Genomic DNA, 14,769 nt, shown 5'->3' with positions numbered 1-14,769 from the left:
GGAAAGGTGCGCGCATGCTGCGCAGGCTCCGCGGGAGCGTCAAGTGGCACCGTGCCGGTATGTGGCGCGTCTCTCGTCGCTCAGGCGAGCGGGAAGGGGGCCTGGTGCAAACCCTGCTCGTCGATCTGCAGGGCCCAGCCCTGGCGGTCCCAGTCGCCGAGGACGATGCGTCGGGCGCTCTGGCCGTTCACGTCGAGCTGGTGTTCGGCGGGGCGATGGGTATGGCCGTGGATCAGGGTGCGCACGCCATACTCAGCCATGATGCGCGGTACTTCGTCGGGGGTGACGTCGATGATCTCGCGGGCCTTCATGCGGGTCTGCGCGCGGCTCTCGCTGCGCAGCTTGCGCGCCAGCTTGCGGCGGGTGGTCAGCGGCAGGTGGCGCAGGATGAACAGGCTGATCGGGTTGCGCAGCAGGCGGCGCAGCTTCATATAGCCCTTATCCAGCGTACAGAGGCTGTCGCCGTGCATCAGCAGCACCGGCTCGCCATTGAAGCGCACGATGCTGGGGTCTTTCAGCAGGGTACAGCCGGCCTCGCGGCAGAAGGCGCGGCCGATCAGGAAATCGCGGTTGCCGTGCATCAGGTAGATGCGCGTGCCGGCATCGCTCAGTGAGCGCAGGGCGCGGGCGATGTCGTGCTGGAAGGGCGACATGCCGTCGTCGCCGACCCACACCTCGAAGAAGTCGCCGAGGATGTACAGGGCCTCGGCCTGGCGGGCGCGGGTCTGCAGGAAATGCACAAACGCCCGGGTGATGTCCGGGCGTTGCTCTTCCAGGTGCAGATCGGAGATCAGCAGGATCATCGAATCACTCGACGATTTCGGCCTTCTCGATCACCACGTCTTCCACCGGCACGTCCTGGTGGCCGGACTTCATGGTGGTGGCCACGCCCTTGATCTTCTCGACCACGTCCATGCCCTCGGTCACCTGGCCGAACACGGCGTAGCCCCAGCCCTGCATGGTCGGCGCGGTGTGGTCGAGGAAGCCGTTGTCGGCGACGTTGATGAAGAATTGCGCGGAGGCCGAGTGCGGGTCCATGGTGCGGGCCATGGCGATGGTGCCGACCTTGTTGGAGACGCCGTTGTTGGCCTCGTTCTTGATCGGCGCGCGGGTCGGCTTCTGCTTCATGCCCGGCTCGAAACCGCCGCCCTGGATCATGAAGTTGCTGATCACGCGGTGGAACACGGTGCCGTCGTAGTGGCCGCTCTTCACGTATTCCTTGAAGTTGGCCGCGGTTTCCGGGGCCTTGTCTTCGAACAGTTCCAGGGTGATGACGCCGTGGTTGGTATGCAGCTTGATCATGGAGTAGCACTCTCGAATTCGGGCAAGGCGGCGGGGGCAGGGTGGCGCGTTCGCGCCAAAAGGCCACGCCCGGTCGCTTTGCGGCTGTCAGGGGGTTGACGGGTTGGGTATCATACGGGCTTTGTCTTGACCGGCCTACTGTCTCGGCCGTCGCCGCCCTTCAGCTTAAGGACATCATGAGCAAGCCCACCGTCGAAAAAGCCGCGAATTTCCTGCGCCCCATCGTCCAGGCCGACCTGGACAGCGGCAAGCACAGCAAGATCATCACCCGCTTCCCGCCGGAGCCCAACGGCTACCTGCACATCGGCCACGCCAAGAGTATCTGCCTGAACTTTGGCCTGGCCCAGGAATTCGGTGGCGAGTGCAACCTGCGTTTCGACGACACCAACCCGGCCAAGGAAGACCAGGAATACATCGACGCGATCAAGGCCGATGTCGAGTGGCTGGGCTTCAAGTGGGCCGGCGAGGAGCGCTACGCCTCCAACTACTTCGACCAGCTGCATGCCTGGGCCATCGAGCTGATCAAGGCCGGCAAGGCCTTCGTCTGCGACCTGAACGCCGACGAGATGCGCGAATACCGCGGCAGCCTGACCGAGCCGGGCAAGAACAGCCCGTTCCGCGACCGCTCCGTGGAAGAGAACCTCGACCTGTTCGCGCGCATGAAGGCCGGCGAGTTCCCGGACGGCGCCCGTTCGCTGCGCGCCAAGATCGATATGGCCTCGCCGAACATCAACCTGCGCGACCCGATCCTCTACCGCATCCGCCACGCCCATCACCACCAGACCGGTGACAAGTGGTGCATCTACCCGAGCTACGACTTCACCCACGGCCAGTCCGATGCCATCGAGGGCATCACCCACTCCATCTGCACCCTGGAGTTCGAGGACCATCGCCCGCTCTACGAGTGGTTCCTGGCCAACCTGCCGGTGCCGGCCCAGCCGCGCCAGTACGAATTCGCCCGTCTCAACCTGAACTACACCGTCACCAGCAAGCGCAAGCTCAAGCAGCTGGTCGATGAAGGCCATGTGCAGGGCTGGGACGACCCGCGCATGTCGACCTTGTCCGGCTACCGTCGCCGCGGCTACACCCCGGCCTCGATCCGCACCTTCTGCGACATGATCGGCGTCAACCGCGCCGGCGGCGTGGTCGATATCGGTATGCTGGAATTCGCCATCCGCGAGGACCTGGACGCCAACGCCGCGCGCGCCATGTGCGTGCTCAAGCCGCTGAAAGTGGTGATCACCAACTACCCGGAAGGCAAGGTCGAGAACCTCGAACTGCCGCGCCACCCCAAGCAGGACATGGGCGTGCGCGTGCTGCCGTTCAGCCGCGAGATCTACATCGACGCCAGCGACTTCGAAGAAACCCCGCCGGATGGCTTCAAGCGCCTGATCCCCGGTGGCGAAGTGCGCCTGCGTGGCAGCTACGTGATCCGCGCCGACGAGGCTGTGAAGGATGCCGCCGGCAATATCGTCGAGCTGCGCTGCTCCTACGACGAGAACACCCTGGGCAAGAACCCCGAGGGCCGCAAGGTCAAGGGTGTGATCCACTGGGTGCCGGCCGCCGAGAGCGTCGAGTGCGAAGTGCGCCTGTACGACCGCCTGTTCCGCTCCGCCAACCCGGAGAAGAGCGAGGAGGGCGGCAGCTTTCTCGACAACATCAATCCGGATTCGCTGGTGGTGCTGACTGGTTGCCGCGCCGAGCCGTCGCTGGCAGGTGCCGCGCCGGAAGAGCGCTTCCAGTTCGAGCGCGAGGGCTACTTCGTCGCCGACCTGAAGGACACCCAACCGGGCAAGCCGGTGTTCAACCGTACAGTCACCCTGCGCGACTCCTGGGGGCAATAACGGCTGTCAAATTGCTGCGCTCGATCATGCTGTGTTGAAGCGAGGTTCGGAATGCTCATGTACTGCAGTACATTCCGCTTCCTCACCCCGCTTCGCCTTGCCTGATCTTCGCTCGCTGCTTTGAAAGCCGTTCTTGAGGAAATTTAAAGATGCTTTCCATCTACAACACCCTGAGCAAGACCAAGGACGTTTTCCAGCCGCTGGAAGGCAACAGCGTGCGCATGTACGTGTGCGGCATGACCGTGTACGACTTCTGCCATATCGGCCACGCCCGTGTGATGGTGGCGTTCGACGTGGTCACCCGCTGGCTGCGCGCGCGTGGCTATGACGTGACCTACGTGCGCAACATCACCGACATCGACGACAAGATCATCAAGCGCGCCAACGAGAACGGTGAGCCGTTCGAAGCGTTGGTCGAACGCATGATCGCCGCCATGCACGAGGATGAGGCGCGCCTTTCCGTGCTGCGCCCGGACATCGAGCCGCGTGCCACCGGCCATATCGCCGGCATGCACCAGATGATCCAGACCCTGATCGACAAGGGCTTCGCCTACGCGCCGGGCAATGGCGACGTGTACTACCGCGTCACCAAGTTCGAGACCTACGGCAAGCTGTCGCGGCGCAAGATCGACGAGCTGAAGATCGGCGCGCGCATCGAGGTCGACGAGATCAAGGAAGACCCGCTGGACTTCGTGCTGTGGAAAGGCGCCAAGCCGGGCGAGCCGAGCTGGGATTCGCCCTGGGGCAAGGGCCGGCCGGGCTGGCACATCGAGTGCTCGGTGATGTCCACCTGCTGCCTGGGCGAGACTTTCGACATTCACGGCGGCGGCCCGGATCTGGTGTTCCCGCACCACGAGAACGAGATCGCGCAGAGCGAGGCGGCCACCGGCAAGCTCTACGCCAAGGCCTGGATGCACGCCGGCGCGGTGCGCGTGGACGGTGAGAAGATGTCCAAGAGCCTGGGCAACTTCTTCACCATCCGCGAGGTGCTGGAGAAGTACCCCCCGGAAGTGGTGCGCTACCTGCTGGTGTCCAGCCACTACCGCAGCCCGATCAACTACTCCGAAGACAGCCTGAAGGAAGCCAAGGGCGCTCTGGAGCGCTTCTACAACGGCCTGAAAGGCCTGCCGGAGGTGGCGCCGGCTGGCGGCGAAGCCTTCGTCGAGCGCTTCGGCGCGGCCATGGACGACGACTTCAACTCGCCGGAAGCCTGCGCCGTGCTGTTCGAGATGATCCGCGAGGTCAACCGCCTACGCGAGTCGGATGAGCAGGCCGCCGCCGGCCTGGCCGCCCAGCTCAAGCAGCTGGCCGGCGTGCTCGGCGTGCTGCAGCTGGAGCCGGAGGCCTTCCTGCAGGCCGGCGCCGCCGGCAAGGTCGACGCCGCCGAAGTCGAAGCCCTGATCGCCGCGCGCCTGCAGGCCCGCGCCGACAAGAACTGGGCCGAATCCGACCGCATCCGCGACCAGCTCACCGCCATGGGCGTGGTGCTGGAAGACGGCAAGGGTGGCACTACCTGGCGCCTGGCCGAATAGGTCGGCGCCGCGCGCCATGAAAAAAGCCGCTCATTCGAGCGGCTTTTTTATGCCTGTGCATCGCGGCTTATTCGCCCTTGAAGCCCTTGGCCACCAGGTAGACCTCCCGCGAGCGCGGTCGCGAGGCTTCTGGCTTGCGCACCATCACCTTCTCGAACGAGCTGCGCACATCCTTCAGGAAAGCCTCGGAGCCTTCGCCCTGGAACACCTTGACCGCGTAGTTACCGCCGGGCTTGAGCACCTGGCGCACCATGTCGAGAGTGAGCTCGACCAGATACATCGACGAGGCCTGGTCGGCAACGGCGACGCCGCTGATGTTGGGGGCGATGTCGGAGATGATCAGGTCGGGCTGGCGGCCGTCCAGCTTGGCGAGGATCTGCTGGAACACACTGTCTTCGGTGAAGTCGCCCTGGATGAAGTCGACGTTGTCCAGCGGGTCCATCGGCAGGATGTCGCTGGCGATCACCCGACCTTGCTCGCCGACGATCTTGCCGGCCACCTGCGACCAGCCGCCGGGCGCGGAGCCCAGGTCCATGACCAGCATGCCAGGACGGATCAGCTTGTCCTTGTCGTTCAGCTCGATCAGCTTGTAACTGGCACGCGAGCGGTAGCCGTCCTTCTGTGCGCGTTTGACGTAAGGATCGTTGACGTGTTCGTTCAGCCAGCGGCTGCTGCTTTTGGAGCGTTTCATGAGGGGGCCAGGCACGGGAATCGGGTGAGATGCGCGCCGCCGCAAAGCGGGCAGGGGCGCAAAGTGGCGGCGATTATAAGCCGATAGTGCCGCGCAGGTTAAATCCACGGGCCCTGCGGCCCTGACAGCGGTGGCTGGTGGCGGCTACAATTGCTGGCCTACCCCCTCTCTATTGCCTCCTTTGCCGGAGTCACCGGCCAGGATACCGCCATGATTCGCATCACCGAACTGTCCCTGCCCCTCGACCATGCCGCCGATGAGCTGCGCGCGGCCATCGTCCGCCGCCTGGGCATCACCGACGCCGACCTGCTGAACTTCAGCGTGTTCAAGCGCAGCTACGATGCGCGCAAGAAGAACAGCGTGATCCTGTTCATCTACATCATCGACCTGGAGGTGCGCGACGAGGCGGGCATCCTGGCGCGTTTCGCCGGCGACCCGCACATCCGCCCGGCGCCGGACACCAATTACTACCCGGTCGGCCAGGCGCCGGTCGATCTGCGCGAGCGTCCGATCGTGGTCGGCTTCGGTCCCTGCGGCCTGTTCGCCGCGCTGCTGCTGGCGCAGATGGGCTTCAAGCCGATCGTGCTGGAGCGCGGCAAGGATGTGCGCCGGCGTACCAAGGACACCTGGGCGCTGTGGCGCAAGAAGACCCTGACCCCCGAGTCCAACGTGCAGTTCGGCGAGGGCGGGGCGGGGCTGTTCTCCGACGGCAAGCTGTACAGCCAGATCAAGGACCCGAAGTTCTACGGGCGCAAGGTGATGCACGAGTTCGTCCGCGCCGGCGCGCCGGAAGAGATCATGTACGTCAGCAAGCCGCACATCGGCACCTTCCGCCTGACCGGCGTGGTGGCGGCCATGCGCGAGGAGATCATTGCCCTCGGCGGCGAGGTGCGCTTCGAGAGCAAGGTCACCGATTTACTCATCGACGACGGCCAGCTCGAAGGCGTGGTGCTGGCCAGTGGCGAGACCCTGCGCAGCCGCCATGTGGTGCTGGCGCTGGGGCACAGCTCGCGCGATACCTTCCGCATGCTGCACCGCCAGGGCGTGTTCATCGAGGCCAAGCCCTTCGCCATTGGCTTCCGCATCGAGCACCCGCAATCGCTGATCGACCAGGCGCGCCTGGGCAAGTACGCCGGCCACCCGGAGCTGGGCGCCGCCGACTACAAGCTGGTGCACCACGCCAAGAACGGCCGCGCCGTGTACAGCTTCTGCATGTGCCCGGGCGGCACCGTGGTGGCGGCCACCTCCGAACCGGAGCGGGTGGTCACCAACGGCATGAGCCAGTACTCGCGCAACGAGCGCAATGCCAACGCCGGCATAGTCGTCGGCATCAACCCGGAGCAGGACTTCCCCGGCGGCCCGCTGGCCGGCGTGGAGCTGCAGGAGCGCCTGGAGTCGCGCGCCTATGAGCTGGGTGGGCGCGACTACTGCGCCCCGGGCCAGCTGGTTGGCGACTTCATCCGCGGCGTACCCTCGAGCGAGTTCGGCGAGGTCGAACCCTCCTACAAGCCCGGCGTGCGCCTGGGTGACCTGGCCCCCTCGCTGCCGGACTACGCCATCGAGGCCATCCGCGAGGCGCTGCCGGCCTTCGGCAAGCAGATCCGCGGTTTCGACCGGGCTGATGCGGTGCTGACCGGCATCGAGACCCGCACCAGCTCGCCGGTGCGCATCACCCGTGACAACGAGAGCCTGCAGAGCCTCAACCTCAAGGGCCTGTACCCTGCCGGCGAGGGCGCCGGCTACGCCGGCGGCATCCTCTCTGCGGGGGTGGACGGCATCAAGGTGGCCGAGGCGGTGGCCAAGTCGATCCTGGCGGGCCACTGATGAAGCTCGACGACATCAAGAAGCTGCAGCAGAAGAAGTACCGCGCCGAGTTCGGCCATTTCCTGGTGGAAGGCGAGCACCTGCTGCTGGAGCTGCAGAAGGCCGCCGTGCACAACCCCGCGCTGCGCGCCAGCCAGCTGTACGTGACGGCCGCCTACGAGCACTGGCAGAGTCCGTTCAAGACGCAGCTGATCGGCGAGCGGCAGATGGCGCAGATCGCCGACACCCAGACGCCGCAGGGCATCCTCGCCGTGGTGCCGCTCGCGGCGCTGGTGCCGCCGCCGCCGGCCCCGGGCGAGCGCGCCATCTACCTGCACGAGATCCAGGACCCGGGCAACCTCGGCACCATACTGCGCACCCTGGCCTGGTTCGGCGGCCTGCGCTGCCTGCTCAGCCCCGGCAGCGTCGACCCCTACAACCCCAAGGTGGTGCGTGCCAGCATGGGCGCCATCTTCCACACGCCGCTGGAACTGGACGTTGAGCTGGACACCCTGGGCGCGCGTTTCCCCTGCATCGCCTGCCTGGACATGCAGGGCGAGCCGGTGCAGTCGGCCGCCTTCAGAGCCTTCGACTGCTACCTGTTCGGCAACGAGGCACGCGGCGTGCCGCGCGAGCAGCTGGCCGCACTCGCGGCCCGGCCCTTCACCATCCCCGGCTGTGGTGCCATCGAGTCGTTGAACCTGGCCGCCACGGTCAACATGTGCGCCTTCGCCCTGAGCTCGTGAGCCGCACGGCGCGGGGCCTTGGCCCCGCGCCGTCCGCTCAGCCGCGTGCCAACGGTGGGGTGCGCGGCGGTACCCGGCGCCGCTGGCCGGTGGACTCGAAGGCCGAAGCCAGGCGCAGCAGGCTGTTGTCGTCGTAGGCACGGCCGGCGAAGGTCAGGCCCACCGGCATGCCGATATCGGCCATCAGCCCCATCGGCACCGTGACGGTCGGCACGCCCAGGTGGCGGATGGCCAGGTTGCCGTTGGCTACCCAGACGCCGTTGCTCCAGGCGATATCGGCCGATTGCGGATTGATATCGGCATCCACCGGGCCGACGTCTGCCACGGTGGGGAACAGCACGGCATCCAGCCCGAGGCCGTCCATCCAGTCTTCCAGGTCGAGCCGGCGGGTCTTCTCCAGGCCGCGCAGGCCGTCCGGCAGGGTGGCGATCTGGTCCCAGCTCTTCAGGCCGCGCTTGGCCATGTTGACGTACTCGTCCATGCCGGCGGCCAGATCGCCCTCGCGGTTGGGCAGGGTGCCCGGGTCGTGCGGGAAGATCTGCGGGCCGTCGACGTCCGCCAGCTTGTTCAGCCTGGGGTCGCCATTGGCGCGCAGGAAGTCGTCGAAGGCCCAGCCGGACAGTTCCCACAGCTCGTTATGCAGGAACTCGGGGGAGACGATGCCGCGGTTGAACACGGTCGGCGCGCCGGGGCGGTCGCCCTCGCAGTTGGACACCAGCGGGAAGTCCACTTCGATCACCTCGGCACCGGCGGCCTCCAGGGCCTGGCGCGCCGCCTCCCACAGGGCGATCACCGAGGCGCGGGTGTGGATGCGCTGGCCGGTCGGGCCTCCGATACCGGGGTTCTCGCTGGTGCCGGCGGCTTCGTCCTTGTTGATGAACATGCGCGGCACGCCCAGGCGCTTGCCCCTGAGCGCGGAGGCACCGGCGGCGAGTTCCAGGTAGGACGCCGGGCGTACCTCGGAAGGCTTGGGGATCGGCACCCAGGGCTGCAGGCGCCACAGGTCGCCACGCGTGTCCGGATCATCGGCCACCACCACGTCGAGCACTTCCAGCAGGTCGGCCATGGTCCGCGCATAGGGCACCACCACGTCCATGGTCGGCGTCAGCGGCCAGTTGCCGCGCACCGAGATCACCCCGCGCGACGGCGTGTAGGCGCACAGGCCGTTGTTCGAGGCCGGGCCGCGGCCGCTGGACCAGGTTTCCTCGGCCAGGCCGAAGGCGGCGAAGCTGGCGGCGGTGGCGGTGCCAGCGCCATTGGACGAGCCGGAGGCGAAGGGTGCGGTCAGGTACTTCTCGTTGTACGGGCTTTCGGCGCGGCCGTAGACGCCGCGCTGCATGCCGCCGTTGGCCATGGGCGGCATGTTGGTCTTGCCCAGGCAGATGGCTCCGGCGGCCCGCAGGCGCTCGATGGTGAAGGCGTCGCGCTGGGCCACCAGGTCCTTGAACGCCGGGCTGCCGGAGGCGGCGGTGAGGCCCTTGACCAGGTAGCTGTCCTTGGCGGTGTAGGGGATGCCATCGAGCGGGCCGAGGATCTCGCCACGCGCGCGGCGGGCATCGGAGGCCTCGGCTTCCTTGAGCGCATCGGGGTTGCGCACCACCACGGCATTCAGGCGGGTCGGCGTGGCAGGACCGTCGTAGGCATCGATGCGGGCGAAGTAGGCCTGGACCAGTTCGACGGCGGTGGTGCGGCCCGACTCCAGCGCGGCGCGCAGTTCGGCGATGGGCACTTCGGTGACTTCGATCATGTTGCCAACTCCTGCTACAGGTGGGGCGAGTTCCGCATCTCAGGCGCAGCTCGATTTAAATTCGATATTTATCGATAAAATACACTGCAAACCTTGCATAAATAAAGCCCTGTCGGCGCTTCGGCAGATTTCTGTCAAGGTTAGACCCGCGCGCCCAGGTTCAGGATGCGCCACTCATCGGTGGCAACCGGCGCGCCACCGAGGTCTTCTTGACGATGGCGGTGTTGCTCTCGGCATAGGCGTTGATGCGGTCCAGCAGCTCGTCCAGCTGCTCCATGGAACGCACGTGCAGGCGGGCGATAAAGCAGTCCTCGCCGGTGACCTTGTCGCACTCGGTGAACTCGGGGATGGACTGGATCAGCCGTTCCACCTCGTGCAGCCTGCCGGGCAGCGGGCGCACCCGGACGATGGCCTGCAGCTGGTAGCCGAAGTGGCGCGGATCGACTTCCACCGTGTAGCCGCGGATCACCCCACGCTCCTCCAGGCGGCGCAGGCGTTCGGCGACGCTGGGCGAGGACAGCCCGCTGATCTGCGCCAGGGCCTTGAGCGAGCGGCGCGAGTCGGCCATCAGGGCGCTGATCAGGATCTGGTCGATTTCATCGGTCATTGCAGGGGCCATTAGGTGAAATGAGAGGAACGCCTTCGCAATAAAGGCGAAGGCACGCGTACGCCTTAGATTAGCTCTGGAGCGAGTAGGGGGTGCATCCGAATAATGGACCCACTCACTGTGGAGGCTCGATCATGAACAACACCCTCAGGCGCGGCTCGCTGGAAATGCTCGCGGCCATGCTGATTTCCGGCACCATCGGCTGGTTCGTGCTGGTGTCCGGCCAGGCCGTGGTGGACGTGGTGTTCTGGCGCTGCGTGGTCGGCGGCGCCATGTTGCTGCTGGTGTGCGCGGCGCTCGGCCTGCTGCGCCGCGAGCTGCTGAGCCGGCGCGTGCTGGTCCTGGGCGTGCTCAGCGGGGTGGCCATAGTCGGCAACTGGCTGCTGCTGTTCGCCGCCTATTCCCAGGCGTCCATCGCCATCAGCACGGCGGTGTACAACGTCCAGCCGTTCATGCTGGTGGGCCTGGCGGCGCTGTTTCTCGGCGAGCGCATCACCCTGGTCAAGCTGGCCTGGCTGGGCCTGGCCTTCCTCGGCATGCTGGCCATCGTCAGCGCCCACGGCAGCGGGGCGGTGGCGGGGCAGAACTACCTGCTGGGCATCGCCCTGGCCCTGGGCGCCGCGCTGCTCTATGCCCTGGCGGCGCTGATCGTCAAGCGCCTCACTGGCACGCCGCCGCACCTGATCGCGCTGCTCCAGCTGTTCACCGGCACCCTGATGCTGGCGCCGCTGGCCAGCTACCAGCTGCCCGAGCAGGCGCAGGCCTGGGCCAGCCTGCTGACCCTGGGTATCGTCCACACCGGGGTGATGTACATGCTGCTGTACAGCGCCATCCAGAAGCTGCCGACGGCGCTGACCGGGGCGCTGTCGTTCGTCTACCCGATCGCGGCGATCTTCGTCGACTGGCTGGCCTTCGGCCACCGCCTCAGCCCGCTGCAGTGGCTGGGTGTGGCGGCCATCCTGCTGGCTGCGGCCGGCATGCAGCAGGGCTGGAGCCTGCGCCGGCGGCGCGTAGCGACCGCGTAGCGGATCAATCGTCGCGGGTCAGCACTTCCAGCAGCTCGATCTCGAACACCAGGTTGGAATTCGGTGGGATCGAGCCGACCTGGCGCTCGCCGTAGCCCAGGTGGGCCGGCACCCAGAGCTTGCGCTTGCCGCCGACGCGCATGCCCATCAGGCCAAGGTCCCAACCCTGGATCACGCGGCGCGTGCCGATCACGCACTGGAACGGCTTGCCGCGCGAGTAGGAGGAGTCGAACTCGCTGCCGTCTTCCAGCCAGCCGCGGTACTGGGTGGTGATCAGGGCGCCCTTGACCGCTTCCTTGCCGCTGCCGAGTTGCAGGTCTTCGATTCTCAGTTCGTTGCTCATGCTGATGCTCATGGTCCGTTCTGCAGGCCGCTATTGTTCAGGGATCGGGAGGCTTGGCAAGCGCCAAGGGGGACAGACTCTCGCCACTGGCTAGCCAGCTGTGGCGAGCCGGTGCCGTCGCGCGGCTGCAACTCTCTGCCTCATGAGCCTTGTCGGGGCAGGCGTGTTTTCGTTAGCGTGCCAGACTTCACGTAGCTGACCATCGGAAAGTGCAGCCTCATGACCCCAGCGCAAGCTCCGCAAGACCAGGACGTCCAGGGCTACACACTGGAGCGCAGGCTACAGGCACGCCGCCTGATGCAGATCTCCCAAGTGTCGTGCGCAGCCTTGCTGTGCATCGGCCTGCAGACCCTAGTGGCCGGGCAATGGTGGAACAGCGGCCTGGTGCTGGGGGCGCTGCTGGCTGTGCTGAGCGGGATAGTGCTGATCAGGCGCGGCCGGGTGGACAGGGCCATAGTGCTGGTGCTGTTCACGCACCTGGCGGTGATCACGCTGTCGCTCTGGCACAGCCAGGGGCTGTACAGCGGTGCGCTGCTGGGCTACCCGGTGCTGCTGATAGTGGCCGGCATGGTGGCGCCACTGCGTCTGTTCATCGGTCTGTTGCTGGCCATCCTGGCGGCGGTGGCAGGCCTCACGTTCGCCGCCCTGAGCGGTCTGCAGACCTTCACTCCGCAGCCCTTGGGCATAGGTCGTCTGGTCAATGTCAGCGCCCTCCTGGTGCTGGGCTCGGTGGCGGTATGGCTGCTGGCCAACGATCTGCGTATCACCCTGCTGCGCCTGCGCCAGGAAATCCTGCGGGTGAAGGATTCCGAGGCCAATTTCACCCACCTGGCCCAGCACGATGCCCTGACCAATCTGCCCAACCGCCTGCTGGTACGCGACCGCATGGAGCAGGCCATCGGCCACGCGCGGCGCGACGGCAAGCGGGTCGCGCTGCTGTTCCTCGACCTCGACAACTTCAAGACCATCAACGACTCCCTCGGCCACGACGCCGGCGACGAGCTGCTGCTGGAGGTGGCGCGGCGCCTGCGCGAGGCCGTGCGCGATATCGACACGGTGAGCCGCCAGGGCGGCGACGAGTTCCTCCTGGTGCTGGCCGATGTCGAGGAGTTGGCGGTGGTCTCCGCACTGGCCGCCCGCCTGCAACAGCACCTGGCCGTCCCGTTCAGCCTCAAGGGCATGCAGATCGTCAGCTCCAGCTCCATCGGCATCTCCCTGTTCCCCGATGATGGCGAGGACTTCGATACCCTGCTCAAGCATGCCGACACCGCCATGTACCAGGCCAAGGCCGCCGGGCGTAACACCTACTGCTTCTTCGACGAGCAGATGAACGCCGATACCCGTGAACGCCTGGGCCTGGAGCAGGATCTGCACCAGGCGCTGAGCCGCGCGGAGTTCGTCCTGCACTACCAGCCGATTGTCGATCTGCACGATGGCGGCCTGCTGGCGGCCGAGGGGCTGCTGCGCTGGCAGCATCCGCGGCGGGGACTGATCGGCCCCGATCTGTTCATCCAGGTCGCCGAGCAGTCCGGTCTGATCGTCGAAATCGGCGAGTGGGTGCTCGATGAGGCCTGCCGCCAGGCCATGCTCTGGCAGGCCGCCGGCCTGCCGCGCTTCGTGATCTCGCTGAACCTTTCGGCGGTGCAGTTCCGTCGCGGCAACCTGGAGCAGCTGGTGGCGGCGGCGCTGGATCGCTACGGCCTGCCGCCGGGCTGCCTGGAGCTGGAACTGACCGAATCCATCCTGCTGCAGGACTCGCCGGCCTTCATCGAACGCCTGCAGCGCCTCAAGGCGCTGGGGGTGAAGCTGTCCATCGATGACTTCGGTACCGGCTACTCCAACCTGTCCTACCTGCAGCGCTTTCGCGTGGACAAGCTGAAGATCGACCAGTCCTTCGTGCGCATGCTCACCGCCAACCCGCAGGACCAGGCGATAGTCACCGCCATCGTGCAGATGGCACGCAGCCTCGGCCTGCACACCACGGCCGAGGGCATCGAGGACGAGGCCACGCGCCAGCGCCTGGCCGATCTGGGCTGCGACCAGGGGCAGGGCTACCTGTTCGCCCGGCCCATGTCGGCGGCGGACTTCACCCTGTTTGCCCGCGGCCAGGCCGTGCCGGCCTAGTTGCCGGCCCGCAGGCCGCGCTGCAGGGCTAGGTCCCAGGGCGGCACGGGGGCGAAGCGCTGCCTGAGAAAATCCAGCAGCAGGCGCGTGCGCGTGCTGGCGTCACTGGCCAGGCGCAGGGCGTAGATGCCGCTGGGTTCGGCGGGCGGCAGGCCGTTCTCGCACAGCAGGGGCAGTAGCTCGCCGCGCAGCAGGTAGTCGCTGATCAGCCAGGTCGGCAGGTGGGCGATGCCCAGCCCGGCCACGGCACCGAACAGCAGGGTCTCGGCGTTGTTGGCGGTCATGCGCAGGCGCCCGGGGCGCAGCAGCTGCGCGCGCCCGTCGACGTCGAAGCGCCAGGCGTGCGGCGGCGACAGCGCGTCCCAGTCCAGGCCGTCGTGCTGCGGCAGCTCGCGGGCGTCGCGCAGCAGACCGCGGCGCTGGATGTAGTCCGGGCTGGCGCACAGCACCCGCACCAGGGGCGCCAACGGTGTGGCGACCAGGCGGGTGTCGGCCAGCGGGCCGATGCGCAGCACCAGGTCGACTTCGCCCAGGTGTTCGCCGTGCAGGTCGATGAAGCTGTCGATCAGCCGCAGCTGCACGTCCAGGCCTGGGTAGAGGGTGAGGAATTCGGCGATGGCCGGGGCCAGGTGGCGCCGGCCGAAGGGGGCCGGCGCGTCGATGCGGATCAGCCCCTCGGGCGCGCTGCTCAGCGACACTGCCTCGGCGCGCGCCTGCTGCAGCTCGCCGAGGATGCGCCGGGCCCGCTCGGCGAAGGCCAGGCCGGCCGGCGTGGCCCGCACCAGGTGGGTGCTGCGCTCCAGCAGCGTGCAGCCCATGGCCCGCTCCAGGCCGTCCATGCGCCGGGACACGGCGGATGGTGTGAGCTGCTGGCGGCGTGCGGCGGCGGAGAAGCTGCCGGCGTCCAGCACGTCCAGGTAGAGGCCGAGCTGCTGGGTGAGGGCGTCGGGGTTCATCGGGCTGCCTTTGCGAAAAATGCAAAGCCATTGTGCGCTGCTGTGCGTT

13 protein-coding genes are annotated in these 14,769 nt (G+C 67.0%); 6 read left to right on the top strand and 7 right to left on the bottom strand.

What is annotated here, in order from left to right; all coding sequences use genetic code 11:
- Positions 1–80 precede the first annotated feature (80 nt).
- Positions 81–803, bottom strand: coding sequence for a UDP-2,3-diacylglucosamine diphosphatase (gene lpxH / locus AAG092_RS02960; RefSeq protein ID WP_373388485.1), 723 nt, complete (start codon positions 801–803; stop codon positions 81–83).
- Between the two features lie 4 nt (positions 804–807).
- Positions 808–1,302: a peptidylprolyl isomerase gene (locus AAG092_RS02955; RefSeq protein WP_110682434.1), complete on the bottom strand. Its 495-nt coding sequence runs from the start codon at positions 1,300–1,302 to the stop codon at positions 808–810.
- 176 nt (positions 1,303–1,478) lie between these two features.
- On the opposite strand from AAG092_RS02955, the gene AAG092_RS02950 reads away from it, so the two are divergent.
- A complete protein-coding gene (locus AAG092_RS02950) occupies positions 1,479–3,146 on the top strand; it encodes a glutamine--tRNA ligase/YqeY domain fusion protein (RefSeq protein ID WP_373388484.1) in 1,668 nt (555 codons plus the stop codon).
- 149 nt (positions 3,147–3,295) lie between these two features.
- Positions 3,296–4,678 carry a cysteine--tRNA ligase gene (cysS, locus tag AAG092_RS02945; RefSeq protein ID WP_373388483.1) on the top strand — a complete coding sequence of 461 codons (1,383 nt, stop codon included), beginning with the start codon at positions 3,296–3,298 and terminating at the stop codon, positions 4,676–4,678.
- Between the two features lie 67 nt (positions 4,679–4,745).
- Here cysS and rlmE read toward each other — a convergent pair whose 3' ends face one another.
- Entirely contained in the window at positions 4,746–5,369 is a 624-nt protein-coding gene (gene rlmE / locus AAG092_RS02940; RefSeq protein WP_373388482.1) for a 23S rRNA (uridine(2552)-2'-O)-methyltransferase RlmE, read from the bottom strand.
- 210 nt (positions 5,370–5,579) lie between these two features.
- On the opposite strand from rlmE, the gene AAG092_RS02935 reads away from it, so the two are divergent.
- Entirely contained in the window at positions 5,580–7,193 is a 1,614-nt protein-coding gene (locus AAG092_RS02935) for an FAD-dependent oxidoreductase (RefSeq protein ID WP_373388481.1), read from the top strand.
- Positions 7,193–7,918 carry an RNA methyltransferase gene (locus AAG092_RS02930; protein WP_373388480.1) on the top strand — a complete coding sequence of 242 codons (726 nt, stop codon included), beginning with the start codon at positions 7,193–7,195 and terminating at the stop codon, positions 7,916–7,918. The genes AAG092_RS02935 and AAG092_RS02930 overlap by 1 nt, the downstream gene beginning before the upstream one ends.
- A 37-nt stretch (positions 7,919–7,955) precedes the next feature.
- Here the strand turns inward: AAG092_RS02930 and AAG092_RS02925 are convergent, their stop codons facing one another.
- Together AAG092_RS02925 and AAG092_RS02920 are read right to left on the bottom strand one after the other, a co-directional pair.
- Entirely contained in the window at positions 7,956–9,665 is a 1,710-nt protein-coding gene (locus AAG092_RS02925; RefSeq protein ID WP_373388479.1) for an amidase, read from the bottom strand.
- 160 nt (positions 9,666–9,825) lie between these two features.
- On the bottom strand, positions 9,826–10,272 hold the full coding sequence (locus tag AAG092_RS02920) for an Lrp/AsnC family transcriptional regulator (protein ID WP_110682427.1): 447 nt from the start codon (positions 10,270–10,272) through the stop codon (positions 9,826–9,828).
- A gap of 134 nt (positions 10,273–10,406) precedes the next feature.
- Between AAG092_RS02920 and AAG092_RS02915 the strand changes: the two genes are divergently transcribed.
- The gene (locus AAG092_RS02915; protein WP_373388478.1) at positions 10,407–11,297 is read left to right on the top strand and encodes a DMT family transporter; all 891 of its coding nucleotides are present in this window, start codon (positions 10,407–10,409) and stop codon (positions 11,295–11,297) included.
- Positions 11,298–11,301: 4 nt separating this feature from the next.
- Here AAG092_RS02915 and AAG092_RS02910 read toward each other — a convergent pair whose 3' ends face one another.
- A complete protein-coding gene (locus AAG092_RS02910) occupies positions 11,302–11,640 on the bottom strand; it encodes an FKBP-type peptidyl-prolyl cis-trans isomerase (protein ID WP_373388477.1) in 339 nt (112 codons plus the stop codon).
- Between the two features lie 219 nt (positions 11,641–11,859).
- Between AAG092_RS02910 and AAG092_RS02905 the strand changes: the two genes are divergently transcribed.
- Positions 11,860–13,764, top strand: coding sequence for a putative bifunctional diguanylate cyclase/phosphodiesterase (locus tag AAG092_RS02905; RefSeq protein ID WP_373388476.1), 1,905 nt, complete (start codon positions 11,860–11,862; stop codon positions 13,762–13,764).
- On the opposite strand, the gene AAG092_RS02900 is transcribed toward AAG092_RS02905, so the two are convergent.
- The gene (locus AAG092_RS02900) at positions 13,761–14,720 is read right to left on the bottom strand and encodes a LysR family transcriptional regulator (protein ID WP_373388475.1); all 960 of its coding nucleotides are present in this window, start codon (positions 14,718–14,720) and stop codon (positions 13,761–13,763) included. The genes AAG092_RS02905 and AAG092_RS02900 overlap by 4 nt on opposite strands.
- Between the last annotated feature and the right edge of the window lie 49 nt (positions 14,721–14,769).

Origin of the sequence: Pseudomonas alcaligenes (genome assembly GCF_041729615.1) — a bacterium.
Classification (GTDB): Bacteria; Pseudomonadota; Gammaproteobacteria; order Pseudomonadales; family Pseudomonadaceae; genus Aquipseudomonas; species Aquipseudomonas alcaligenes_B.
Note: the sequence above shows the minus strand (reverse complement) of the source record. Positions and strands in the feature narration are given on the sequence as shown.